This window comes from Butyrivibrio sp. FCS014, from assembly GCF_000526935.1.
GTDB lineage: Bacteria > Bacillota > Clostridia > Lachnospirales > Lachnospiraceae > Butyrivibrio.
Genome location: NZ_JAHA01000008.1, coordinates 245,193 through 270,983, shown reverse-complemented (window position 1 = coordinate 270,983; position 25,791 = coordinate 245,193). Strand labels below are relative to the sequence as shown.

The window sequence follows — 25,791 nt, the reverse complement described above, 5'->3', positions numbered from 1 at the left end:
CCAGCATTTTCTATCTGTACGGAGGAGAATCGTTTTGGCAGACAAGATTATGAACTTCGAGGATTACAAGAAAAGGGAATCGGGGCAGGAAGAGGCTTCTGAAAAGATTGAAAAAGAGACTGCTCCCAAGGAAGAGTCTGTGAAGAAACCCGGTGATGAGACTCTCACGGCCTTGGATATTAAGATCGAAGATCCCGAGAACTTCTTTAATGAAGAGGAGAGGGAGGAATATATCCATCAGAGGCAGAAGGAAAAGAAGAGGGAAGAAGCGCCGGCAGCAAAGCGCAGCGAAGACCTCCGCCGGGAGGAGCCGGTAAGGGAGGAGAGGAAAGAAGGACCGCCCCGCCGGGAAGAGGCCCGCTATGAAGAGCGGGAAGAAGAATACGAAGAAGATTACGACGAGGAAGATTATGACGAGGAAGATTATGACGATGAGGATGAAGGCGGCATAAACATGGACCTGGTGGTTCGTGTGGCGTCCATCATCACCGGTGTGATCATCCTAGCTTTTATTATATTTGCCCTTAAGGTAAAAGTTTTTGACAGATACTTTGCAAAAGATCCGGATGAGGTGCAGACAGAAGTCTCAAGCCTTACGCTTCCGGAAGGATTTGTGGAGAAGAACGATACTGTTACCGTAACAGGCGCATCACTTCTTAATCTGCGGTCAGGCCCCGATACTTCAAGTTCCGTGGTTGGTCTGGTGCCTGAGGGAGATATCCTGAAGCGTATCGCGGTTAATAATGAGGGCACCTGGGCCATTCTGGAAGTTGACGGGCAGCAGGTTTACGCCTCGATGAAGTATCTTAAGGAAAACTGACGGATTAGTGCAGCCAGTTATAGAATTTATCCAGAGCATCAGATAGCGTATCGCTGGATCTGGTGCAGGATTCAACATGGTCTAAAATATCCCGGGACGTGACATCCGGTTTATGGGCTGTTATAATTCCTGTGCACTCCTTTTCAAGAAGGCGGTAGTCCATGTTGATAAGAAGTTTATTGTGAAGTGTTCTGACGGATTCGTAGACACCGGGATATTTCCGGCCCACAAGGGAAAGTTCATCCAGGATCTGCTCCCTGCACTGAAGGCAGAAAAGGGTATAGACTGCCTCTGTTAAGTCGCGGGGTTCTATCTCATCCTGATAGGAATTGTCCTCATAGCTGTCGGAGGTTGCGTAGTACTCGCATATCTCCTGGACAAAGGCACCTATCCTCGGGTTGTCATAAAGTTTTTGCAGTTCGTCAAGTTTCTTCTCATTCATAAGGATATTTTAACATAATCTTAAGCGAGGAAAGCTATGAAGATTGGAATTTTTGATTCCGGGATAGGAGGACTGTCAGTCCTTAATGAGGCCTGTCACCGCCTGCCGGAGCAAGAATTTATTTTTTATGCGGATACAGATCATGTGCCCTATGGCACAAAGACTCCGGAGGAGATAATCGGGTTTGCCACGGATATCACTGAGTTTCTGATATCCCAGGGAGCTGAGGCGATTGTTGTGGCCTGTAACACCGCCACCAGCGTTGCCATTAAGGAGCTGAGGCGCCGCTATGACCTCCCCATCCTTGGAATGGAACCCGCGGTAAAGCCTGCGGTTGAGGGCACGGAAGGCAAGCGCATCATGGTGATTGCAACCCCTGTGACCATCAGAGAAGATAAGTTAAAGGATTTGCTCCACAGAGTTGACGGGGACCACAGGGTGGACCTTCTGGCGATGCCAAGGCTTGTGGAATTCGCAGAGAGGGAAGAGTTTGAGTCAGAGGCAGTGGATGAATACCTTCGGCAGCAGTTTTCTTCCTTTGACAAGAGCAGATATTGCGCCTTGGTTCTGGGCTGCACCCATTTTAATTACTTTAAGCCCGCCTACAGAAGGTACTTTGGCGAAGGAACCCTTCTTATAGACGGCAACAAAGGCACGGTCAGGCACCTTGCCGAAGTCCTTGATCTTAACTGGTCACAGGATAATGTTGATGAAGATGAGATAAAGCACAATATATTGTGTTTACGAAATACAGAATATTTTTTCTCCGGGAAAAGAGTCGAGGACGAAAAAACCCTGGAACACTTGAAAAGACTGCATTTGCGCCTGGAGGAAGTAAGGAATATTTAGCCTTGCATTAATCAATATAATGTATTATCATTGTTATAGACCACAAGATGTTGTGATATAGGTGACTCAAAAATAGAGAGAAGCAATCCGTATATCACAACTGTTTTTATTTACTGTTTTTATCTAATGTATAGGGGGTTTTTATGAAGATTATCAAGAGAAGCGGAAAAGAAGTTGCTTTTGACGGCAAGAAGATTCTGGCAGCTATAGAGAAAGCAAATGACGAAGTAACAGAAGAGAAGAAACTTACAGATGGCCAGATCAGTGATATAGAAAGGGCCGTTGAGAAGCAGTGCGCTTCCCTTACCCGTGCAGCCAGCGTGGAGGAGATCCAGGATATGGTTGAGGCCGGACTTATGAAGTCAGGTAAGTTCGAGGTTGCACGTAAATATATCACCTATCGTTATAAACGTGCTCTTGTCAGAAAGGCCAACACCACTGACGAGCAGATCATGTCTCTTATCGAGTGCAGCAACGAGGAGGTTAAGCAGGAGAACTCCAACAAGAACCCCACCGTTAACAGCGTTCAGAGAGATTATATGGCAGGAGAGGTGAGTAAGGATATCACCAGAAGATTCCTCCTTCCCGAAGATGTTGTTAAGGCTCATGAAGAGGGGATCATCCACTTCCATGACGCAGATTACTTTGCACAGCACATGCACAACTGCTGTCTTGTAAACCTTGAGGATATGCTCCAGAACGGAACAGTTATCTCCGAGACCATGATCGAGCGTCCCAAGAGCTTTTCAACAGCCTGCAACATTGCAACACAGGCCATCGCACAGATTGCCAGCTCACAGTACGGCGGACAGAGTATCACTCTTTCCCACCTGGTTCCTTTTGTTGATATCAGCAGACAGAAGTTCCGCAAGGAAGTTGCTCTCGAGTTTGAGACCGCCGGAATGAAGATCAACAAGAAACAGGTCAATGAGATCGCAGAGATGCGTGTAAGAAAAGAAGTTGAGAGAGGATGCCAGGTTATCCAGTATCAGGTCATCACACTTATGACCACCAACGGACAGGCTCCTTTCATCACAGTATATATGTACCTTGATGAGGTAGAAGACGGACAGGCAAGAGAAGACCTTGCACTTGTCATCGAGGAGATGCTCAAGCAGCGTATCACAGGAGTTAAGAATGAGAAGGGTCAGTTGATCACACCCGCATTCCCCAAGCTCATCTATGTTCTTGACGAGGATAACATCCACGAGGATTCCAAGTATTATTACCTCACAGAGCTGGCAGCTAAGTGCACAGCCAAGAGAATGGTTCCCGATTACATCTCTGCAAAGAAGATGAAAGAGCTCAAGAAGGGCGATGTTTATCCATGCATGGGATGCAGATCATTCCTTACTCCCGACAATGAGAGCCTTGCAGAGGGCCTTTGCAATGCAGGAAACAAGGCACATGCCCTTAACTATGTTGAGGGAACTCACAAGTACTACGGCAGATTCAATCAGGGTGTTGTAACCCTTAACCTTGTAGATGTTGCCTGCTCTTCAGCCAAGGATGAAGACAGATTCTGGCAGATCCTTGACGAGAGATGCGAGCTTTGCTACAGAGCTCTTATGGCAAGACACAACAGACTTCTCGGAACACCTTCTGATGTAGCTCCCATTCTCTGGCAGAACGGAGCATTGGCAAGGCTTAAAAAGGGCGAGAAGATCGATCCCCTTCTGTTCGGCAATTACTCAACAATTTCCCTGGGCTACGCAGGACTTTGCGAATGCACCAAGTATATGAAGGGTGTATCCCACACAGATGAAAGGGGCAAGGACTTCGCTCTTAAGGTAATGCAGTTCCTCAATGACAAGTGCGCAGCATGGCGCGCCAAGGAGAATATCTCCTTCAGCCTTTACGGAACACCACTTGAGTCCACAACCTACAAGTTTGCTAAAGCTCTTCAGCAGAGATTTGGGATCATTCCCGAGGTTACAGACAAGAATTACATCACCAACAGCTATCATGTTCACGTAACAGAGCAGATCGATGCCTTCACAAAGCTTAAGTTTGAGGCTGAGTTCCAGGCACTTTCACCGGGAGGAGCCATCAGCTATGTTGAGGTTCCCGATATGAACAGCAATCTGGATGCGGTTCTTTCAGTTATGAAGTATATCTACGACAACATTATGTACGCAGAGCTGAATACCAAGTCTGACTACTGCCAGTGCTGCGGCTACGACGGAGAGATCAAGATCGTTACCGATACAGACGGAAAGCTTATCTGGGAATGCCCTAACTGCGGTAACCGCGATCAGAACAAGATGAACGTTGCAAGACGTACCTGTGGATACATCGGAACCCAGTTCTGGAACCAGGGACGTACACAGGAGATCAAGGAAAGAGTTCTTCATATGTCCAACTCAAAGAGCTCCTGCTAAAACCAATTTACACAGTGAACAAGCGCAAGGTCGGAGCTTCTCCGGCCTTGTTTCATCATAGGAGGAAATATGAACTACGGCGAGATCATTTTTACGGACGTAGCAAACGGAATAGGATGCCGCACATCGCTGTTTGTGTCGGGGTGCACCCATCACTGCAAGGGATGCTTTAATGAGATGACCTGGGATTTTGGCTATGGTAACCCCTTTTCGAAAGACGTAGAAAATGAGATAATAGAGTCCCTAAGACCGGACTATATAAACGGACTTACCATACTGGGCGGAGAGCCCATGGAAGTGGTAAACCAGAAGGTCCTCAGGCCATTCATCGACAGGATAAAGAAAGAGCTCCCCAAGAAGACCATCTGGATCTACAGCGGTTATACCTGGGATGAACTTACGGATGAGTCCAACAAGCGCTGTCATAGCGACGACACGCCGGCTATCCTTGAGAATATCGATATCCTGGTGGATGGAGAATTTGAAGAGGACAAAAGAGATCTCATGCTCCGCTTCAGGGGATCATCGAACCAGAGAGTTATTGATGTCCCTGCAACCCTTAAGACAGGAGAGGTTGTGCTGTCAAAGTACAACGACAGGGACGAATCCAGACGAGGATAATCTATGAATAAAGACATATTCGAGAAGGAACAGGCGCACCTTACAAAGACCTACGGTAAACTGCTGGATATAAAAAAGGGCATTGAAGGTCAGATCGCGGATCTTAATGAGAAGGCCGTTGATGACAAGAATGACATCCGTGACAATATCCGTTTTGACTATGCGGATATTGAGACCACCATGGAGACCCTGGCAGAGATCGAGGTGTGGAACCGCTATATCGACACCTATAATGTTGAGAGCAGTTCTCTGGACAAACGCCTTAATACTGTGAATAAACTTCTGGAATCTCCTTATTTTGCCAAGATTCAGGTACAGTTCCCGGGTGAGACTATCACCGAGGATTACTACATCGGAAGAGCAGCCATCTCCGAGAACGGCTACGATCAGATGGTTGTGGACTGGAGATCTCCCATTGCGGAGGTTTACTACAACCAGGAAAACGGCAAGACGAGCTATACCGTTGATGACAGGACAATTCCTGTAGACCTTAAGCTTCGCAGGCAGTTTGACATAGAAAAGGATAAGCTCCTTGCCTTCTTTGATACCCAGATTGCCATAGAAGATCCCATGCTTTTGCAGTCTCTTTCCCAGGCTCACTCTGACAAGATGAAGGCCATAACTGCCACCATTCAGAAGGAGCAGAACACGGTCATAAGATACCCTGATGTTCCCTATCTTCTGGTGAACGGTATCGCAGGCAGCGGCAAGACCTCAGTTCTTCTGCAGAGGATAGCATATCTGTTTTACCTGAAAAGAAAGACCCTGCGTCCTGACCAGGTGTGCCTTCTCACACTTAACCCGGTATTCAGGGACTATATAGACAACGTTCTTCCGGATCTTGGCGAGACCAATCCTCTCACCCTTACCTGGAGAGAATTCCTCAAGATGACAGGCGTTCCCGTTGATGATCCCGAGTACGATCACACCGAGGACGGAAGCCTTGAAAAGATACATGATATTCTGCCGACTCTTACCCCGGAGGCAGAAGACTTTTTTGACATAAAACAAAAAGACCGAGTGGTAATGACAAAGAGTGAAGTGCTCTCTGTTGTAAAGAAGTTCAAGCAGTTCCCCATGGGTGTCCGCCTTATCCAGAATGTAGCCACAGAGCTGGAGGAGAGAGCAAAGGCGGCCCTTCACAATATGAGCAGGGACAACTTTGAGGACACCGAAAGTGTTGCCAAATCCGATGCCGCCGAGGACAACCGTATTGAGAACGACTACGGCGGAGCACTTAGCACGATAAGGCACTGCGGCTTTGTGAACGTATCCCACGTGGCACAGCGGATCCTTGGAAGCGGCGGGATCACCGCTGCGGAGTGGTTCTATACAAGAATGGAGCTCACAGGGGAGTGCGACAGAAACATGCGCTACATCATGATCGATGAGGTGCAGGATTATACTTCCGCCCAGATAAAGGTATTCAGGAAGTATTTCCCTTCAGCCCGCTTCATGATGCTGGGAGATGAATTCCAGGCTATCCGCGAGGGAACCGTCACCTTTAAGGGACTTGAAGAGATGGCAGCAGCCGAGGGCAAACAGTTTGTGGAGCTTCCTCTTATGACCAGCTACCGAAGTTCCCCGGAGATCACCGAGAAGTTCTCGGCTCTTTTGCCTGAGGAGAAGAAACTCCAGGTTTCAAGCGTAAAGCGCCCGGGAGAATCCGTAACCGAAATTAATTGCGCTTCGGAAAAAGAGTGTGTGGCAGCCCTAAAAAAACTCATTAAAGAATTTGCGGCCAAGGACGGCCTTACCGCCATCATCTGCCGCAACGGCTATAGCGTTGACAGAATCGCCGGAGCTCTTGGAAAAGACGCGCCTCCCGTAATGGAAGAGCAGGACTCCCTCCCCGGGAGCGGCGCCTTCTTCATCGAACTTCCCCTGGCCAAAGGCCTGGAGTTCGACAACGTCATCCTGGCAGACGCCGATACCGAAATGTACCCCGACACCGAACTTGGCCGTCACTGCCTCTACACAGCCGTGTCCCGTGCCACCCAGCGCCTTGCAATACTAAGGAAACAAAACTGAATTTTTGAAAACTTAAAGCATATTTCAAATACAATTAAGTAGCCAAGCTCGAATTAGAATATTACGGGCTAGAGATGTGTATATTTGCCAGTCCCAGGGCTCACGCGAAGATGCGCTGCTCTCGGACGAGGAGATGATTTGCACAAGAAAAAACCGCTAAATGTCGATTTCTCTGAATAACATGAAATGAGACATTTAGCGGTTTTTGATTGCTGGCAAATCACGACGCAGACGAACGCAAGCATCTACGTGTGAGTCCTGGGACTGGCCTGTATTAGTATGCCCTGCCCCAATATACCATCTTGGTGGCGGGCTTTCCGCACATTACGCAGGTATCTGCGAGCTTTTCCTGCTCGAAGGGGATACATCTGCTGGTTGCGGCGAACTCTTCTTTAATCTGGTCCTCGCACTCGCGGCATCCGCACCACATGGCCTTAACGAAGCCCTTGGTCTCCTTGAAGGCCTCTGCAAACTCCTCTTTGTTGTGAGCTGCGAAGGTGTGCTCAGCAAGGTGAGCCTTTGCTCTTGCAAGCATATCGTTCTGGATGGTATCAAGAAGCTCTCCGACTTTGGCGGGAACTTCGGCGATAGCTACTTCAATCTTTTCCCTGGTATCACGTCTTACAAGTACGCACTTGCCTGCTTCAAGGTCCTTGGGGCCGATCTCAACACGGATCGGGATTCCGCGCATTTCCTGCTCGGCGAACTTAAAGCCGGGGGTTCTGTCTGTATCATCAGTCTTTACTCTGTAATCGGAAAGGCTCTTTGCGATGTCATAAGCGGCATCAAGAACGCCCTCTTTCTTCTGCTGGATCGGGATGACCACAACCTGGATGGGGGCGATCTTAGGAGGAACAACAAGTCCTGAATTGTCGCCGTGTACCATGATCATGGCTCCGATGGTTCTGGTGGTAAGTCCCCAGGAAGTCTGGCATACATAGTGGAGCTGGTTGTCCTTGCCTGCGTACTGGATGCCGAAGGCCTTTGCGAAACCATCTCCGAAGTTGTGGCTGGTTGCGCTCTGAAGAGCTCTTCCGTCATGCATCAGGGCTTCTACTGTGTAGGTGGCCTCAGCGCCGGCAAACTTCTCCTTGTCAGTCTTGCGTCCCTTTACAACGGGGATAGCCATATCGTTCTCAAGGAAGTCGGCATAAACATTGAGCATCTGCTGTGTGCGCTCCTCAGCCTCTTCCATGGTGGCGTGAGCTGTGTGACCTTCCTGCCAAAGGAACTCGCGGCTTCTAAGGAAAGGTCTTGTCTCCTTCTCCCAGCGAACTACGCTGCACCACTGGTTCAGTACCTGAGGAAGATCCTTGTAGGAGTGGATCTCTCCCTTATAATAATCACAGAAAAGTGTCTCTGAAGTGGGTCGTACACAGTATCTCTCGGTCAAAGGCTCAAGTCCGCCATGAGTTACCCATGCTACTTCGGGGGCAAAGCCCTCAACGTGGTCCTTCTCCTTCTGAAGAAGAGACTCGGGAATAAACATGGGAAGGTATGCGTTCTGTACTCCTGTCGCCTTGAATCTTGCATCCAGATGCTTCTGGATAAGCTCCCAAATAGCATATCCTGCAGGCTTAATTACCATGCAGCCCTTGATATTTGAGTAGCTGACCAGATCTGCCTTGATGCAGACGTCGGTATACCATTGTGTGAAATCCTCATCCATAGAGGTGATTTCAGAAACAAGTTTCTTGTTATCAGCCATTTTAAATGTTCTCCTGTCTTTTACTATAAGACGGATTTTAGTTTTTTATTCAGCCATTGTCAAGTTTATCTGCTGCTCATATGCGCGTAAAACTTGCGTTTGAACTCATACATTCTCTGATCCGCCAGCATGAGAACCGAGTGGGTATCGTGCTCTGTGGTCTCTGCGCGGAAGGCATAGCCGTAGGATACGCTGTGATTGATCTCAGGATCCTGTTCATCAAGCTTCTTTAGCCTTTCGACCAGCTCCTCCAGCATCTTATCAAGAACGTCCGAACTTATGGCTTCTATAAGAACCAGGAATTCGTCACCGCCAATTCTTGCACACATGCCCTTTTCGGCAAATTCCTCAGACAGCGCTCCGGCAAAGGATTTAAGCAGTCTGTCTCCTGCCGGGTGTCCCGAGTTGTCATTTACTTCCTTAAGGCCGTTGAGGTCGAGACTTAAAATACAGAAATTGGAGTTGCCGGAATCCAGCTCGGCAAGGCGCTCGTCGCAGTTAGCTCTGTTGGGAAGACCGGTGAGATTGTCGATGTAGGCAATTCTGGTGAGAGCCGCATACTCTTTTTTCTGGGCAAAAGAGTGAGTCATAAAAATGAAGTAATTGAGAAGCTGGGTGACAACAAAGACCAGGCACCCAGTGGGCATCAGCCCCGCAAGAAGGCCGAACTGTCTGTAATCGGCCACCTTTCTCGTGGATGCAATAAGAGCATAGGCCAGGAATGACAGGGCAAGAACATTGATGCCCAGCATCAAGACCTTTTGAGAGGAGCTTCTGGCTTTGACGGTAAGGTCAATATAGTCGTAGACCACCAGTGTTCCTATCCCCAGTATCGAAAGCAGATAGTAAGGATACTGGAAATGGTTTATATGCACCACGTTTAATGCATGCATCAGGATAAACACCAGATCAAAGGAAAAGGATGTCACAATAAGGATCATCAGTATGCGGTTGTTGTTCCTTGGGTGCAGTGAATAGATTATGGTGTATATCAGAGGGACAAACAGGAACATGGCGGCGAATTCCACAGTGGTGGAGACATCGGGGGGAACAAAGTTGTCCACCAGATTAAAGGCCGTAAGTGTCCAGACACCCAGGGCGACCGTAAGAAGGGAGCAGCATAGCTGGCTTAACACTCCTGCTGATCTTATATAGAAAAGGATGGAGATCAGAAGGAAAAGTCCGCCGAATATGATCATGAAGGCACCCATTACGAGGGCGTAAATTGCAGAGTGAAGGATTACCCTGTAAAGGTCGTCAAAATTTCCGATCATGGGGCTTATGATATCAGCTCTGGTGGCATTTTCCGTTACAAACAGCTTGATGGTGATTCTTTTCCCGGCATAATCTGTAGGGAGAGGAATGTAGCTGTAACCGATACCGACAAACTGTCCGCCCAGCAGGGCCTGTTCATAAGCGCTTTCAATAAGCTCGTCATCCAGATAGATCTCGTAGGCACAGAACTGAGTCTTGAAGACCAGGTAAGGGAAGGGCACATGGAGATCATCCAGGGTTTCGAACTGGCTTAAGGTTACGATATCACCTCTGGAGAAGGTGGTTCCAAGCTGATGACTTAAGGATTCCAGGTTCGTATTCTGATACTGCTGACCGTGATATGTAACAGTCCAACCCTTAGCCATCTCTTTTATCGGATATTCGGGAGAGAAGGTAAAGAATCTGAAGGCGGTGGCAAAGACCGCGATGGTTATCAGGGATGCCAGCGCCAGGAAAGAGAGTAGTTTACGCATTGCCTGCCACCCCCTTTGCTTCACGGGACTGGTGCTCCCGCTTCATTTCGTACATACGGCTGTCTGCCAGCATATAGACCTCATGGGAAGAACCGGAGGGAACTTCATAGCTGTAAGCATAGCCGTAGGATGTGCTGTACTGGAAATTCTGCTCCTTGCGGTTCCAGTCGTTTATCATCGAATAGAGCTCATGGATCCTTCTGGTGCAGTTAAGCGCCCTGTCATCCGTAAGAACCACAATGAATTCGTCGCCGCCCATTCTGCCCACCAGGTTTGCATCCCAGAAACAGTCGGACAGAATCGTGGCAAATCCGGATATCAGGCGGTCTCCCTCGTGATGCCCAAGAGAGTCGTTGACGGCTTTTAACTTGTTGAGGTCAAGGCTTATTATGGTGTAATTGTTGTGGTCTTCAGTGAGCACTTCAAGAACCTGCTCGCAGCGGGCCCTGTTGGCAAGGCCGGTCAGGGGATCGGTGAATGCCAGGGATGCAATGCGGCTCTGCATGGAATCTACATTTGAGTTGTAGATGATATACAGAAGGTAACTTATAAGAAGAGACGCAACAAGGGCAAGGGAACCGAAGGTAAAGCCTGTGATGGTGGCGTAACCTTCGCCTCTTTTGCCGAGGTATTTTTCATAGTTGTATCGCAGTATGTCGCACACTGACAGGAATGTAAACAGCAGTATTCCTATCAGGAAAACCACATCGGAGTTGATGCTTCTTTTCCCGGTGCGGCGCATCTTTCTGACGTAATCGTAGAAGATCACAAAGATCGACAAAAGACCTTCCGAAATGGCCATGGTGTGTAAAAGTCCGGTAAAGTCGGAAATCCTGCTCACGGAGAATACGCACAGTATCAGGACGGTAAGGAATACCATGATGTTAAAGGCAAAAAGAATCTTGAAGACCTTTTTGAGCTTCCCCGGATAAACGCAGATAAGATACCCCAGAAGCGCGGTGGGGATGTTGTAAAGGGAAGAATACTCACTTATGGTGTTGATAAGGGAGTTGTCGCACATCAGCTCAATAAGGCCGTAGTAGGAAAGGTTATATATTCCAAGGAGCAGTGAGCACAGTCCGCTGAAGAAAAGTCGCAGATCATTGTGGTGATATATGGCCATATAGGGGGAAAGAACCATCAGGATCAGGCCCAGGGCAATGAGGAACAGACCTATCAGGAAATCATACCTCATACGTATTACTTCATAGGAAAAAAGTGTTCCTCTTTCTCCGACGAGTATGTTGGGAAGACCGGAAGTGGCGCCGTCCCTGGTTCCGCTAATGATGAGTTTCAGCTCTTTTCCTACGCTGTCATTGCCAAGGGGAATATAGTTGTTCTTCTTGGGAACGGTTTTGTTCCGGGAGAAATAGTCCCGGCCGAAAGAATAGACCTGGACATTATCCACGTATGCATCGTTGATGGTATGGGAAGTATAAAGAGAAACGCACGGAGTGACTATGCCATAATCCTCAATAGTCCGGGTGATAACGATGACGTCCTGATGGTTTATGACACCGATATTAGCGTCAAGCAGTGAGTCCGTAGGCAACTGCTCGCCGTTTTTGCTTATATTCCATCCCGAGGTGAGGCTTATCACTTCTGCTCCGGGAGAAAGGACTTGTGTGGAAGATTCTGCTAACAGCCATATAGCCGCCACTAGCAGAGCCAAAGCCAAGATCCTGCTGAATCGATGGTTGTTCCATAATTTCATACAATAATCCTCATTATTTCACATATTTAGTATATAACTTATAACCTTAAAAGTGAATTATTTACGTTTCAATTCACAAATTTCGGGGTTTACGATATTATTTAAATATGAAGATCATTATTCCGGATAATCCTAAAAAGATTTTGGAAGTCATTCATGAGGCAGGGTTTGAGGCCTATATTGTGGGTGGCTGTGTTAGGGATGCGCTTCTTGGAAGGCAGCCAAAGGACTGGGACATTACCACCAATGCCATGCCGGAGGATGTTAAGAAGCTGTTTCGAAGGACTGTTGACACGGGGATACAGCACGGTACCGTGACGGTCATGATGGGCAAAGAGGGGTACGAAGTCACCACCTACAGAATTGACGGCAAGTATGAGGACAGCAGACATCCCAGCGAGGTGACCTTCACCAGGGACCTTACCGAGGATATGAAAAGGCGTGACTTTACCATCAACGCCATGGCTTACAATGATGAAGAGGGCCTGATAGACAGATTCGGCGGAGAGCAGGATCTTAAGGACCGGATAATAAGATGTGTGGGTGTTCCCAGGGAGAGACTTACAGAGGATGCCCTTCGCATCATGAGAGCTGTAAGGTTTGCTGCGCAGCTGGACTACGAGATAGAGGAGCAAACGGTAGAGGCTATAAGAGAGCTGGCGCCGAACCTTGAGAAGATAAGTGCGGAGAGAGTGCAGACGGAGCTGGTGAAGATCATCACCTCCGATCATCCCGAGAAGATAAAGACGGCTTATGAGCTTGGCATAACAGCCGTGGTGCTGCCTGAATTTGACAAGTGCATGGAGACTCCCCAGAACAACAAGCATCACGCCTACAATGTGGGGGATCATATAATAGAGAGCATGAAGCATGTGCGTCCCGACAGGATACTGAGACTTACCATGCTTTTGCATGATATAGCCAAACCTGATGCAATGTCAGAAGATGAGAAGGGTGTACACCACTTCTATGACCACGCGGAGCTGGGAGTGGATGCGGCAAGAGCCATATTCAGAAGGCTTAAGTTCGACAGGGATACCATGGACAGGGTCTGCAACCTTATCAGATACCATGACGACAGGTTCCCGGTTACGGACAAGAATGTAAGGAAAATGATGAACCGGGTCGGAGCGGAAGACTTCCCCTATTGGATGGAAGTCAGATACGCGGATACCATGGCCCAGAGCGACTATATGAGAGATGACAAGCTCGATGATCTTGATAACATCAGAGAGCAGTACAGGCTCATCCTCGAGAGAAAAGAGTGCATAACCATCAAAGATCTGGCTGTAAACGGCGGAGATCTCAAGGAGGCAGGCATTAAGCCCGGACCCGAAATGGGCAGGATTTTAAAAGCCATGCTTTCCGATGTACTTGAAGAACCATCCCATAATACCAGGGAATATTTGCTAGAGCCGGAGCGCCTAAGAGACGTGTTCATGAAGGATCATGGCGAGTGAGGGGAAAATGAAGATTAGTAACCTGAAAAAGACAACTGCATGGGCGGTCATACTGGTGATGCTTCTTTTGGCTGTAATTCCGGGGCAGCAGGCTATGGCCACTGACAGCGGGAAGGTCAACATATCCCTTGTGGGTAAATACGACTCCGCGGATACAGCAGCCATCAGGGATATAGACCTGGAGGCAAAGCTCATACGCTTCAGGAATCACGCCACTGGAAAGACCTACACCTTAAACTATGACAACACCAGCATGATGTATGACAAGAGAGGAGTGGTGCTTTCCCCGGCCCTTTTGGAGATCGGGCAGATTGTGGATGTAACCTTCCTAAAGAGCACCAAACATATCACCACCCTTGATATCTCGGATGAAGCCTGGGTTATCGAGGACACCAGAGACCATGATTTTATCCGAAGCGACGGAGCCTCCAAGATCCACGGAGAGTCCTACAAACTTGATGCCAGAACGCTGGTCATGGCGGACGGAGAGCCCGCCCTGGCAGAGGATGTTCTTTCTACCGACAGAGTAACGGTAAGGGGCATCGGCAAAGATATCTACAGCGTCATTGTAACGGGAGGCCACGGCTATGTGAGCCTTTCCTCGGATACGGTAGAGGACCACAGCCTTGTGGGTGCATGGTTTGAACTTGATAATGAAGTTATCTACAAGATATCTCCCAACATGCTGCTCAGCGCACCGGAGGGAGACTATACCATGCAGATCCTTGGAAACGGGGCCAACTATCAGCAGCCCGTCAGCATCTCCAGAAACAAGGAGACTGTGGTGGATACCAGTAATGTCACCATTACAAAGCCCAAGGAAGGCCTGGTTACTTTTGAGATAACACCTTCCGATGCAGAGGTTTTCGTGGACGGACAGAAGGTTCTTACTGACGTTCCCCAGTCCATCAGATACGGATATCACTCCTTAAAGCTCATGGCTGACGGCTATGTGACCCAGGACAGATATCTTAAGGTTGGAACACCAAAGTCTGTTGTAAAGATAGAACTGGAGAAGGACGAAAGCGCCGATGCTTCAAGTTCATCTTCATCGGGAGCAGGGGTTTCGGTAGGAGATGTCTCAGATGAGGCTTCCAATAAAAAGAGTGTAGGTACCAGCACCGGAACAATAGATCAGGGCAAAAAAAGCTCTGCCGAAGCATCATCCACTGCCTCAACCATCAGCGCCAACAGCCAGGACAAGGAAAAACCCGAACAGCACAAAGTCATTGAAGGACACAAGATCTATGCGGATGCGCCCTACAATGCGGAGCTGTACATGGACGGTAAATATATAGGCCTGATTCCCTGCAGTTTTCAGAAGGTTTCGGGAACCCATGAGGTCATCCTGAAAAGAGAGGGATATGAGACCAAGAGCTACAGGATAAGCGTAGATACTGAGGCGACTGACCTTAACTACAGCTTCCCTGAGCTTAAGAAGATACAAAAAGACGATGAATCATCAGATGGCAGCAAGGACAGTTCCTCTCCAAGTGATGCATCCACTGAGGCCTCAAGCGAGGATTCCTCTTCTGAGGCATCCAGCGAAGGCTCTTCATCCGATGGAGGCAGCGATGCTTCGTCGGAGGACTCTTCCGACGGAGGAGATTCATCATCTGCCATCAGCGAAGTAACAACTCCTCCCGAGGAGCCATCAGGGGATGAACCCTCTGAGGATGACGAACCGGGAGAGAGCAGCAGTAAGGAGGAAGACGACGCAGCATCAACGGCGTCGGGGAATTAAATAATGAGACTCGATAAGTATTTAAAGGTAACAAGACTTATAAAGCGCAGGACCGTTGCAAACGAGGCCTGCGACGCAGGAAGGGTGATGATAAATGACAGACCTGCCAAGGCTTCCGCAGAGGTCAAGGTTGGGGATAAGATCACCATCGCCTTCGGCAACAAGGATGTAAAGGTAGAAGTTCTGGATGTTCAGGAGACTGTCCACAAAGAGGATGTTGGAGAGTTATACCGCTACATTTGACAGCCTCAAAACGCCTGTATTACAATGAATACAGGATTAGGAGTATGTCCGAGAGGAGAATTATGGCAACCAGAGCACGGTATAAAAGGCGTCGCTTTCAAAACCGGGCAGGTATCATCTGGGCCGCAATCGTGGTCCTCATTCTTGTGACCGTTGTATCCATCAAGAGTGTGGGGCTGATGCAGAAGGCCGAGGAGTATCACGCCAGGGAAGCCGCTCTCGAGGCTCAGATTGCGGAGGAAACGCAGCGGAGCGAAGAGATCGCGGAATTTGAGAAGTATACGGAGACGCGTAAATACATAGAAGACACGGCCAAAGAGAAACTTGGACTGGTTTACCCCGGAGAGATCATCTTCAAGAATACGGGTAACTGATGGTTTTCTTAGAAATGCAGCGCAGACATTCATACGCTCTTGTATGGGTCTGCGCTTTTCATATCACAGGGCTATGAACGGATTTGAAAATAAAGTATTAAACTTCATAAAGAAAAACGAGATGACAAAGCCCGGCGACATGATCGTAGTGGGCTTCTCGGGCGGAGCCGACTCCACAGCTCTTTTGACCGTTTTGTGGGAGCTCAGGGCCCTTCTTAAGATTAGCATCACAGCCGTACATGTGGAGCACGGCATCAGGAAGGACTCCATGAATGATGCGGATTTTGCCGGGGATTTCTGCAAAGAGCGGGGTATCGACTTCGTGCTGGTAAGAGAGGACGTTCCGGCCATTGCGGCGGCGGAGCACCTTACCGAGGAAGAGGCCGGAAGGAAAGTAAGATACAGCGCTTTTGAAAAGGCCCTTGAGGAGAGGGACGAAGGCAGGATTGCAGTTGCCCATCACGAGAATGATGTGGCGGAAACTCTTCTGTTTAACCTGGTGAGAGGCTCATCCCTTCACGGCGGTGCAGCCATAAGGCCCGTCAGGGACAACATCATAAGGCCGCTTCTTTGTGTCAGCAGGGCACAGATCGAGGAGTATCTTTCGGAGAAAGGCCTGTCCTACTGCACAGACAGCACAAATCTTGAGAACATCCATCACAGGAACATCATAAGGAATAAGGTCCTTCCTCTTTTGGAAAAAGAGCTGAATCCTGCCGCGGCAGAGCACCTTGCCAGGGCAGCTGAGGATTTCAGACAGGCGGATATCTTTGTGAGGCAGGTCGCGGATGAGGTGTATGACAGGATTGTCAAGGCCGACGGGGAAAAGCTCTTGTTTGACAGGAGGGAGTTTCTTGGCCAGCCAAAGATCATCAGAAAGAATCTGGTACTTAAGTGCATTGAAAACTTAAGCGGCAGTGTAAAAGATATCTCTTTTGCCCATATAAGCGCGGTCCTTTCGCTGGCGGAGACTGAAGGGGGCTGCGGATCGGCGGATCTTCCCTACGGAATTATTGCCAGAAGAGTGTACGACAGGATAGAGATTTTTTCCCGGGGAAAAGATATTGAAACGCTGCCCGAAGAAATCCCGATAGAGGCGGGATTTGAGGAAACTGAAATAGAGATTCCGGTGTTGGGAAAAGCCGGGATACAGGTATTTCCTTATAAAAATCAAATAAACATACCCACGGACGCATATACTAAATGGTTCGATTATGATAGAATACAGTCAGCCGTTTTTAGGACGAGGCGCCCGGGCGACGTCATAGCAATAGAACAGGAGGGAGAGCTTCATTATAAGCCTCTGACCAAGTTCATGACGGACGCCAGGATCCCTGTCTATGACAGGGACAGGCTGTATATCTTAGCCGACGGGGATCAGGTGATCTGGATTCCCGGTTACAGGATGAGCGGGGCCTATAAGGTCAGTAAGACCACCAGAAATATACTGGCTGTAAATATAATTGACGGAGGAAATTTTAATGGCTGAATCAGTTCGCAAATTATTATCTGAAGAGGAAGTCAATAAGAGGATCGAGGAGCTGGGAGCAGCGATCAGCAGAGATTATGCCGGAGAGACCGTTCACCTTGTGTGCGTGTTAAAGGGCGGCGTTTTCTTTATGTGTGAGCTTGCAAAGCGCATCACGGTGCCTGTTACCATGGACTTCATGTCTGCATCAAGCTACGGCAGTTCAACAAAATCCAGTGGCGTGGTTAAGATCGTGAAGGATCTGGATGAGCCATTAAAGGACAGACACGTCCTTATCGTTGAGGATATAGTTGATTCCGGAAGGACACTTTCCTATCTTATCAAGATGCTGGGAGACAGAGGTCCCGCAAGCATCAAGCTCTGCACACTTTTGGACAAACCTGAGCGCAGAGTTACGGATGTAAAGGTTGACTATACAGGATTTGAGATCCCTGACGAGTTTGTTGTGGGCTATGGCCTTGACTACGATCAGAGATACCGCAATCTGCCTTATATCGGAGTGGTTGAGTTCAGCTGATCCGGGGCGGATATATTAAGTATTGTTGAAGGGGTACGGTACACAAGTTGAATCGTTCAAAGAATTTTAATTCAATCTTTGTTTTTGTGATCATCCTTCTGTTTGCGGTTGTTCTTCTTGAATACGGCAGAGGACTGATCTCTACAAATAATGTAACTTATACCAGGACATCTCTTGAGATGGATGTGGCAGCGGGAAGAGTAAGGTATGTGGTGATCATGCCCAATGCCGAGACGCCCACCGGCGCCGTTAAGGTCAGCTTCAATGACGGAAGCGACGATGTGACCTTCAATTCCACAGATGTTGCCGCTATCGAGAGCTATCTCAATGAGAACCATGTGATGGCTGAGGTCAAGGATGTTCCTGCGGATAACGTTCTTATAAACGGCATTGTGCCGATTGTTGCCATCATTATTGTCATGGTATTCCTGATGACGCTGTTCTCCAATGCGCAGAACAATAATGCAGGCAACAGCAAGATGATGAACTTCGGTAAGAGCAGAGCGAAGATGTCCACCAAGGAGGACAACAAAGTCACCCTGAATGATGTGGCAGGCCTTAAGGAAGAGAAGGAGCAGCTTTCCGAGATCATCGAGTTTTTGAAGGATCCCGAGAAATTCACGAAGGTCGGAGCAAGGATTCCCAAGGGCGTTCTTCTTGAGGGAGCCCCGGGAACAGGTAAGACACTGCTTGCAAGGGCTGTTGCCGGCGAGGCGGGTGTTCCTTTCTTTACCATCTCAGGTTCGGACTTCGTGGAAATGTTTGTAGGTGTGGGAGCATCAAGAGTAAGAGACCTCTTTGCCGAGGCCAAGAAGAATTCGCCCTGCATCGTATTCATTGATGAGATAGATGCCGTTGCCAGAAGGCGTGGAACCGGTATGGGCGGCGGACACGACGAGAGAGAGCAGACCCTTAACCAGATGCTGGTTGAGATGGACGGATTCGGAGTAAATGAGGGCATTATCGTTATGGCGGCCACCAACAGAGTGGATATCCTTGATCCCGCCATCTTAAGACCCGGACGTTTTGACAGAAAGATCACGGTTTCAAGACCCGACATCGGAGGAAGAGAGGACATCCTCAAGGTACATGCAAGGAATAAGCCCCTTGCGGAGGATGTGGACATGAAGCAGGTTGCTCAGACAACCGCAGGCTTTACCGGCGCAGATCTTGAGAACCTTTTGAATGAATCGGCCATCAATGCGGCCATGGAAGACAGAGCTTTTATCAAGCAGGATGACATCAACAAGGCCTTTGTTCAGGTGGGTATCGGAACCGAGAAACACAGCCGCATCATCTCCGACAAGGAGAAAAAGATCACGGCTTACCACGAGACAGGCCATGCCATTCTTTTCCATGTTCTTCCGGAGGTGGGCCCTGTGCACACCATTTCCATAATTCCTACAGGCCTTGGAGCGGCAGGCTACACCATGCCTCTTCCCGAGAATGATGACATGTTCCTTACAAAGAGCAAGATGCTTCAGGACATCATGGTATCTCTCGGCGGCAGGATCGCAGAGGAGATCGTATTCGGTGACATCACCACCGGTGCCTCCAGCGATATCAGAAAGGCCACTCAGGAAGCCAGGAGCATGGTAACCAAGTACGGAATGTCCGACAGCATCGGTGTTGTAAACTACGATGACAACGAGGAAGATGTATTTATCGGATATGATATATCTCATTCCAAGAAGCACTCAGAGCTTATGGCGGGAGAGATTGACAAGGAAGTCAGAACCATTATTGAGAAATGCTACACGAAGGCCAAGGAGATCATCCTCCAATATGAGGATATCCTTCACAGCTGCTCAGCTCTTTTGATCGAGAAGGAGAAAATCGGCAGGGAGGAATTTGAGGCACTCTTTGAAGGACACGAGATTACCACGGATGTTGCTGTGGATATTTGATTGTGCAAATTGCACAAATTCGGATAGCTGTTTTTGATAAATTTGTGAAGTGTGAGTCTTTACGCGGGTAAAACGGGGTGCTAGTATAATAGGCGTAACCCCCCAATACATTATATAGTTTTTTGCTATACCCCATAAGAAAGAAATACCTTCTCTTAAAAGACAGCTGCGAGGCTGTCTTTTATGCATTAATAAGATATTTAGAAGGAAACGGGAAATGAATCAAGCTGCGTTCTATCATGATATGACCCTTGATTACATAAGACCGGCGGAGCCTGATATTGACAGAATCACGGATTTCAGGTTCAGATGTGCTGCTGATGAAGTGGCCGGGCTGGAATTGGTATGGGGCAATGATCGCAAAAAGATGAAGCTGTCGGAGTCAGACGGTGGCTTTGATTATTATGACGTCTCAGTCAATGTTGGCAGAGATCCTTTCTGCTACTACTTTGAGATAACCGGCAAGGACGGAAGTTTTTGCAGATATGACAGAAGGGGACCGGTGCAGGAGATCATGGACAGCATGAAATTCTGTGTTATCCCCGGATTTTCATCACCTTCCTGGGCTCAGGGAGCTGTAATGTACCAGATCTTTGTTGACAGGTTCTGTAACGGTGATGAGTCCAATGACGTATTAAGCGGAGAGTACTTCTACAGCGGAACTTTCTGCAAGAAGGTGGATCGCTGGGAGCAGTATCCCGATCCCAAGCAGGACTACGCTGAGTTTTACGGCGGGGACCTTCAGGGCGTCATTAATAAACTGGATTATCTCAAGGATCTGGGGATAGATGCCATTTATCTGAACCCCATCTTTGTTTCTCCATCATCACATAAATACGATATTCAGGACTACGACCATATCGATCCTCACTTCGGAAAGATTGTCGAGGATGGCGGCGATGTCCTTCCCCAGTTTGAGCACGACAACAGGAAGGCCACCAAATATATAACCCGCGTCACCAGCAGGAAGAACCTTGAAGCCAGCGATATGCTTTTTGCAAAACTGGTTGAGGAAGCTCATAAGCGGGATATAAAGGTGATCCTGGACGGTGTATTCAATCACTGCGGCTCCTTTAACAAATGGCTGGACAGAGAGCGGATCTACGAAGAGGCCAAGGGCTATGAAAAGGGTGCTTATGTAACAGGAGACAGCCCCTACAGAAACTACTTCTCCTTCAATCGTGAGGGATGGCCCTATAATCCTTCCTACGACGGCTGGTGGGGCTATGATACACTGCCCAAGCTCAACTATGAAGGGTCAAAAGAGCTGGAGGAGTACATTCTCGGTGTCGGTAAAAAGTGGGTTTCACCGCCCTACAATGCCGACGGCTGGAGACTTGATGTGGCTGCGGACCTTGGTCATTCGCGGGAATACAACCATCATTTCTGGAAGAGATTCAGGCAGGAAGTAAAGAGCGCCAACCCCAATGCCATTATCCTGGCGGAGCACTACGGATCATCAAAAGAGTGGCTCATGGGACAGGAGTGGGATACCGTCATGAACTATGACGCCTTTATGGAGCCCATAACCTGGTTCCTCACCGGAATGGACAAGCACAGCGATGAGTTCAGGCCCATAAGGGTTGGAAATGCCAGAGAATTCCTGGAGACCATGCGCTATGCAGGAGGAGAGAACTTTACCGTTTCCTCCTACTACACTGCCATGAATGAACTCTCAAATCACGATCATTCCAGGTTCCTGACCCGTACCAGTCAGAAGGTGGGACGAAGCGATACTCTGATGCCGTCCTCTGCAGACACAGGTAACAGGAAATATATTATGCGCCAGGCTGTAATGATGCAGTTTACCTGGCCCGGAGCACCCACCATCTACTACGGTGATGAAGTGGGGGTATGCGGTTTCACCGATCCCGACAACAGAAGGACCTACCCCTGGGGCAAAGAGGACATGGAAATGCTCCGTTTCCACAAGGAAATGATAAGACTGCATAAGGAATTCCCGGAATTCCTCACAGGTTCTGTGACAGAGCTCTATGCCGAGAACAATATCCTTGTCTTCGGAAGGTTTAACAGAACGGCGGCATCCATTATTGCCATCAATCTCAACTCCTATGAGGTTACAAGAGATATTCAGGTATGGCAGATGGGTATTCCCAAGGAAGCAAAGCTTAGCCGTCTTATAGTTACCGATTCAACGGGATTCAGTACTGATGCCGCTTCAAAGTCAGTCAAAAACGGAGTTTTATCCCTGACCATGTCAAGGTTCTCGGGAACTGTCCTTCGGTATGACAGTTTCGGCCCTGTAACAGATGAAGAATTCTGGTCAGACAACGAATTCAACTTTGACTGATGATATTTAGAAGTATATAATGTTGTGTAGTCATCAAATACCACATATGTAAAGGGGAGAAATCAAATGTTAGTATCTGCAAAAGACATGCTTGTAAAAGCAAAAGAAGGCCACTATGCAGTTGGCCAGTTCAACATCAACAACCTTGAGTGGACAAAGTCAATTCTTTTAACAGCTGAAGAGCTTAAGTCTCCTGTTATCCTCGGTGTTTCTGAGGGCGCAGGCAAGTACATGACAGGCTTCGGCACAGTTGCAGCCATGGTTAAGGCTATGGATGAGAGCCTTGGAATCACAGTTCCCGTAGCTCTTCACCTTGATCACGGTACATACGACGGATGCTACAAGTGCATCAAGGCCGGATTCACATCAATCATGTTCGACGGCTCACACTACGACATCGAAGAGAACGTTGCCAAGACATCAGAGCTTGTAAATGTTTCTCATCAGCTTGGTATTTCTATCGAGGCTGAGGTTGGTTCCATCGGCGGCGAGGAAGACGGCGTTGTTGGTATGGGCGAGTGTGCTGATCCCGATGAGTGCAAGAGAATCGCTGATCTTGGCGTAGATATGCTTGCAGCAGGTATCGGTAACATCCACGGCAAATATCCTGAGGGATGGCCCGGACTTAGATTCGACGTTCTGGATGCAATCCAGCAGAAGACAGGTGTTATGCCTCTCGTTCTTCATGGCGGCACAGGAATCCCTGCAGACATGATCAAGAAGGCTATCACACTTGGAGTTTCCAAGATCAATGTTAATACTGAGTGCCAGCTTTCATTTGCTGATGCTACACGTAAGTACATTGAGGCAGGCAAGGACCTTGAGGGCAAGGGATTTGATCCTCGTAAGCTTCTTGCACCCGGCGCTGAGGCTATCAAGGCTACAGTTAAGGAGAAGATGGAACTCTTCGGATCCGTTGGCAAGGCTTGATACGGACTATAGAGAACACTTCCGAAAGGGTAGAGCTTATGGCTTTACCCTTTCTTTTTACATAAAAAACTTATGAGGCGGGATTACCATGAACAATGAACTGACAAGGAAAGATATAGAGGACATGGAGGCGGAGATAGAGCACCGCAAAGTTGTCGTTAGAAAAGAGCTTTTGGAACACGTTAAGGAAGCAAGGGCCCAGGGCGATCTTTCCGAGAATTTTGAATATTATGCAGCCAAAAAAGCCAAGAATCAGAATGAGAGCAGAATAAGATTTTTGGAGAGAATGATAAAAACTGCGCGGGTTATTGACGATAATACAAAAGAAGACGAAGTGGGGATGAATAAGTCCGTAACAGTGAAAGTTGAGGAAGACGGCACTTTTGAAACCTACAAGATCGTCACCACAATGAGGCAGAATTCCCTTAAGGGCCTCATCAGCATCGAATCTCCCCTGGGTAAACAATTACTTGGACACAGGGTGGGAGACCATGTTACTATTAAAGTAAGCGACGAATACAGTTACGATGTAACGATAACTAAAATAGAGAATACCGGACTTACGGATGAAGATAAGATAAGAGACTTCTGATAAATAATTTTTGACGGAGGTGTTTATGCGAGTTTTTCAACCAGTTGATCCCGAAGATATTGAGAGTGGTGCCTATGCATTTAACGGGCGCAAGCTTCTGGTAACGGCAGGAGACGGAACCAGAGTTAACACCACAGCCGCTTCTAATGGCGGGGTGGGACAGATGTGGGGAAAGCGGGTTACTTTTATCTGCGTAAGGGAAAACCGCTACACCAAAGAGCTTATTGACGCTTCCGGAGAGTATTCACTGAGCTTTTTGGATAACAATGAATACCGGGGTGCCATTAAGTACCTTGAGGCAGTGTCCGGCAAGGATGAGGACAAGCTTAAGGGTGCAAGGCTGAACGTCTGCTATCATGAAGGGGTTCCTTTTATTGAGGAGTCCAGTAACGTTCTCATCTGCAGGGTCCTTTACAAAAAAGAGATAGGGACTGACGGCTTTGTGGATGAAGCAATCCGCGACGAATTCTATAAGGGCGATAACAAGCACGTAATATATGTTGGGGAAATAATGAAGGTATTGGTAAGATAAATAAGTCTTTTCTTATGAGGAACATATGAGAGGCAGAAAACTTAAGAATATCTTTGTAAGTTTCTTTACTATTGCAGCTGTTCTGACAAGCACTTTCTGCGGCCCGGCCCATGAGGGTACGAGCCGCTGTTTTGCTGCGCAGGAAGAGGGTGAGGAGCCTGAAACTCCCTCTTTTGAGGCTGCGCCTAAGGTAATACTCCCTGAGGATGAGCATATCACCATCAGGATCGCAACCTGGTATGATGAATACAATCTTCAGCATCTTAAGGCCTATCTGGCCAACGAATTTCCAAATTATGACTTTGAATTTGTGTTTATAGGAAAGAGCAACTATGAGCCGATCATGGATGATCAGCTCTCCTTTAAGGGTGCTCCGGACATTCTCTACGTTGATCAGGAGATGACCAGGAAACATGCCATTACAGGCTATTTTGCCGATCTTACGGATGAAACTGAGCAGTTTTCCTCTGAAGCGAAGGTGATGTTTGGCTACGGAAACAGGGTATACGCCGTTCCTAACACCTCGCAGTACACCTGCATTTTCTATAACAAAAAGATATTCGAAAAATATGCTCTTAATATTCCGACAGATCTTGACTCCTTTATTTCCACCTGCGACTACATAAGACTGGTAAAGGGGATGAAACCCTTAAGTATCAGTTTAAAGAACATGTACGATGTCAGCGACCTTTTCCTTGGAGTTATTGCCGCCAGCTATCTGACCACTGACAGAGGCTCAGGCTTTGGAGGCAGGCTCCAATACGGAAGGACTACCTTTACCGATGAGTTTGGAGAATATCTGGACGATTGGAATAAACTCATTTCCCATAATGTACTGGATAAAAAGATGTATACCATGGATAAGCAGAATGCCATAGAGGAGTTTGCGGGAGAGGAATGCGCCATGATATGCGGGGGGCCCGACACCTATAATGCCATCACCAGGATGAATCCTGATATCGAGGTCGGAACAATGCCCTTCTTTGGCAGCAGAGGCAAGAAAAGAGCCATTATAGGAGGCTGTGACTGTGGATTTGCAGTCAACAAAAACTCACTGCACCTTGATCAGGCAAAAGAGGTGGTGGGTGCCCTTGGAAGTTACTCGGGACAGACGGCATTGTGGGAGGATAGACCGGGAAGCCAGACCTATCTTAAGGACACTGCATTTATAAACCGGGAGAATTTTGATGAACTGGAGGAGATGATAGAATCCGGGCAGGCTTTTACCCCTTGGATGCAGTGGGGAGATGACCTTAACAGAGAGCCCAGAAGGAGACTCGGGATCGAGCTGCAGAAGTCTCTTTTGGGAGAGCAGTCTGTGAAAGCTGCGTTGAGGATAGTAGATACTGTTGTGGCAGAGATTCTGGAACAAAGCTGA

Annotated in this window: 21 protein-coding genes; 17 read left to right on the top strand and 4 right to left on the bottom strand. The window is 48.1% G+C overall.

Annotation, left to right across the window (positions count from 1 at the left end; all coding sequences use genetic code 11):
- Window positions 1–34 precede the first annotated feature (34 nt).
- Window positions 35–820, top strand: a complete 786-nt coding sequence (locus T456_RS0110055; RefSeq protein ID WP_024866038.1) for an SH3 domain-containing protein — start codon at window positions 35–37, stop codon at window positions 818–820.
- A gap of 4 nt (window positions 821–824) precedes the next feature.
- On the opposite strand, the gene T456_RS0110050 is transcribed toward T456_RS0110055, so the two are convergent.
- Window positions 825–1,262, bottom strand: coding sequence for a hypothetical protein (locus tag T456_RS0110050; RefSeq protein WP_024866037.1), 438 nt, complete (start codon window positions 1,260–1,262; stop codon window positions 825–827).
- A 36-nt stretch (window positions 1,263–1,298) separates the two neighbouring features.
- Here T456_RS0110050 and murI point away from each other — a divergent pair, with 36 nt between their 5' ends.
- From murI to T456_RS0110030, 4 genes are all read left to right on the top strand, one after another.
- Window positions 1,299–2,111, top strand: coding sequence for a glutamate racemase (murI, locus tag T456_RS0110045; RefSeq protein WP_024866036.1), 813 nt, complete (start codon window positions 1,299–1,301; stop codon window positions 2,109–2,111).
- A gap of 143 nt (window positions 2,112–2,254) precedes the next feature.
- Window positions 2,255–4,492, top strand: a complete 2,238-nt coding sequence (nrdD, locus tag T456_RS0110040) for an anaerobic ribonucleoside-triphosphate reductase (protein ID WP_024866035.1) — start codon at window positions 2,255–2,257, stop codon at window positions 4,490–4,492.
- 69 nt (window positions 4,493–4,561) lie between these two features.
- Complete coding sequence (nrdG, locus tag T456_RS0110035) at window positions 4,562–5,113, top strand: anaerobic ribonucleoside-triphosphate reductase activating protein (RefSeq protein WP_024866034.1); 552 nt, start codon at window positions 4,562–4,564, stop codon at window positions 5,111–5,113.
- A gap of 3 nt (window positions 5,114–5,116) precedes the next feature.
- On the top strand, window positions 5,117–7,144 hold the full coding sequence (locus tag T456_RS0110030; protein ID WP_024866033.1) for a HelD family protein: 2,028 nt from the start codon (window positions 5,117–5,119) through the stop codon (window positions 7,142–7,144).
- Between the two features lie 274 nt (window positions 7,145–7,418).
- Here T456_RS0110030 and proS read toward each other — a convergent pair whose 3' ends face one another.
- From proS to T456_RS0110015, 3 genes are all read right to left on the bottom strand, one after another.
- Window positions 7,419–8,852: a proline--tRNA ligase gene (gene proS, locus T456_RS0110025; RefSeq protein ID WP_024866032.1), complete on the bottom strand. Its 1,434-nt coding sequence runs from the start codon at window positions 8,850–8,852 to the stop codon at window positions 7,419–7,421.
- 65 nt (window positions 8,853–8,917) lie between these two features.
- Window positions 8,918–10,600: a GGDEF domain-containing protein gene (locus tag T456_RS0110020; protein WP_024866031.1), complete on the bottom strand. Its 1,683-nt coding sequence runs from the start codon at window positions 10,598–10,600 to the stop codon at window positions 8,918–8,920.
- Entirely contained in the window at window positions 10,593–12,314 is a 1,722-nt protein-coding gene (locus tag T456_RS0110015) for a GGDEF domain-containing protein (protein ID WP_024866030.1), read from the bottom strand. Before T456_RS0110015 ends, T456_RS0110020 begins: the two co-directional genes overlap by 8 nt.
- Before the next feature lie 107 nt (window positions 12,315–12,421).
- Between T456_RS0110015 and T456_RS0110010 the strand changes: the two genes are divergently transcribed.
- From T456_RS0110010 to T456_RS0109955, 12 genes are all read left to right on the top strand, one after another.
- The gene (locus T456_RS0110010; RefSeq protein ID WP_024866029.1) at window positions 12,422–13,774 is read left to right on the top strand and encodes a CCA tRNA nucleotidyltransferase; all 1,353 of its coding nucleotides are present in this window, start codon (window positions 12,422–12,424) and stop codon (window positions 13,772–13,774) included.
- A gap of 7 nt (window positions 13,775–13,781) precedes the next feature.
- On the top strand, window positions 13,782–15,518 hold the full coding sequence (locus T456_RS0110005; RefSeq protein WP_024866028.1) for a PEGA domain-containing protein: 1,737 nt from the start codon (window positions 13,782–13,784) through the stop codon (window positions 15,516–15,518).
- Between the two features lie 3 nt (window positions 15,519–15,521).
- A complete protein-coding gene (locus tag T456_RS0110000) occupies window positions 15,522–15,761 on the top strand; it encodes an RNA-binding S4 domain-containing protein (RefSeq protein WP_024866027.1) in 240 nt (79 codons plus the stop codon).
- A gap of 62 nt (window positions 15,762–15,823) precedes the next feature.
- Window positions 15,824–16,135, top strand: coding sequence for an FtsB family cell division protein (locus tag T456_RS0109995; protein ID WP_024866026.1), 312 nt, complete (start codon window positions 15,824–15,826; stop codon window positions 16,133–16,135).
- A 73-nt stretch (window positions 16,136–16,208) separates the two neighbouring features.
- Window positions 16,209–17,624: a tRNA lysidine(34) synthetase TilS gene (gene tilS, locus T456_RS0109990; RefSeq protein ID WP_035801867.1), complete on the top strand. Its 1,416-nt coding sequence runs from the start codon at window positions 16,209–16,211 to the stop codon at window positions 17,622–17,624.
- Entirely contained in the window at window positions 17,617–18,141 is a 525-nt protein-coding gene (gene hpt, locus T456_RS0109985) for a hypoxanthine phosphoribosyltransferase (protein WP_024866024.1), read from the top strand. The genes tilS and hpt overlap by 8 nt, the downstream gene beginning before the upstream one ends.
- 47 nt (window positions 18,142–18,188) lie before the next feature.
- Entirely contained in the window at window positions 18,189–20,048 is a 1,860-nt protein-coding gene (gene ftsH, locus T456_RS0109980) for an ATP-dependent zinc metalloprotease FtsH (RefSeq protein WP_024866023.1), read from the top strand.
- Between the two features lie 217 nt (window positions 20,049–20,265).
- Complete coding sequence (locus T456_RS0109975; RefSeq protein WP_024866022.1) at window positions 20,266–22,359, top strand: glycoside hydrolase family 13 protein; 2,094 nt, start codon at window positions 20,266–20,268, stop codon at window positions 22,357–22,359.
- 66 nt (window positions 22,360–22,425) lie between these two features.
- Complete coding sequence (fba, locus tag T456_RS0109970) at window positions 22,426–23,289, top strand: class II fructose-1,6-bisphosphate aldolase (RefSeq protein WP_024866021.1); 864 nt, start codon at window positions 22,426–22,428, stop codon at window positions 23,287–23,289.
- Between the two features lie 88 nt (window positions 23,290–23,377).
- Entirely contained in the window at window positions 23,378–23,881 is a 504-nt protein-coding gene (locus T456_RS0109965; protein WP_024866020.1) for a GreA/GreB family elongation factor, read from the top strand.
- Between the two features lie 25 nt (window positions 23,882–23,906).
- Window positions 23,907–24,413: a flavin reductase family protein gene (locus T456_RS0109960; protein WP_024866019.1), complete on the top strand. Its 507-nt coding sequence runs from the start codon at window positions 23,907–23,909 to the stop codon at window positions 24,411–24,413.
- A 25-nt stretch (window positions 24,414–24,438) separates the two neighbouring features.
- Window positions 24,439–25,791, top strand: a complete 1,353-nt coding sequence (locus T456_RS0109955; RefSeq protein WP_024866018.1) for an ABC transporter substrate-binding protein — start codon at window positions 24,439–24,441, stop codon at window positions 25,789–25,791.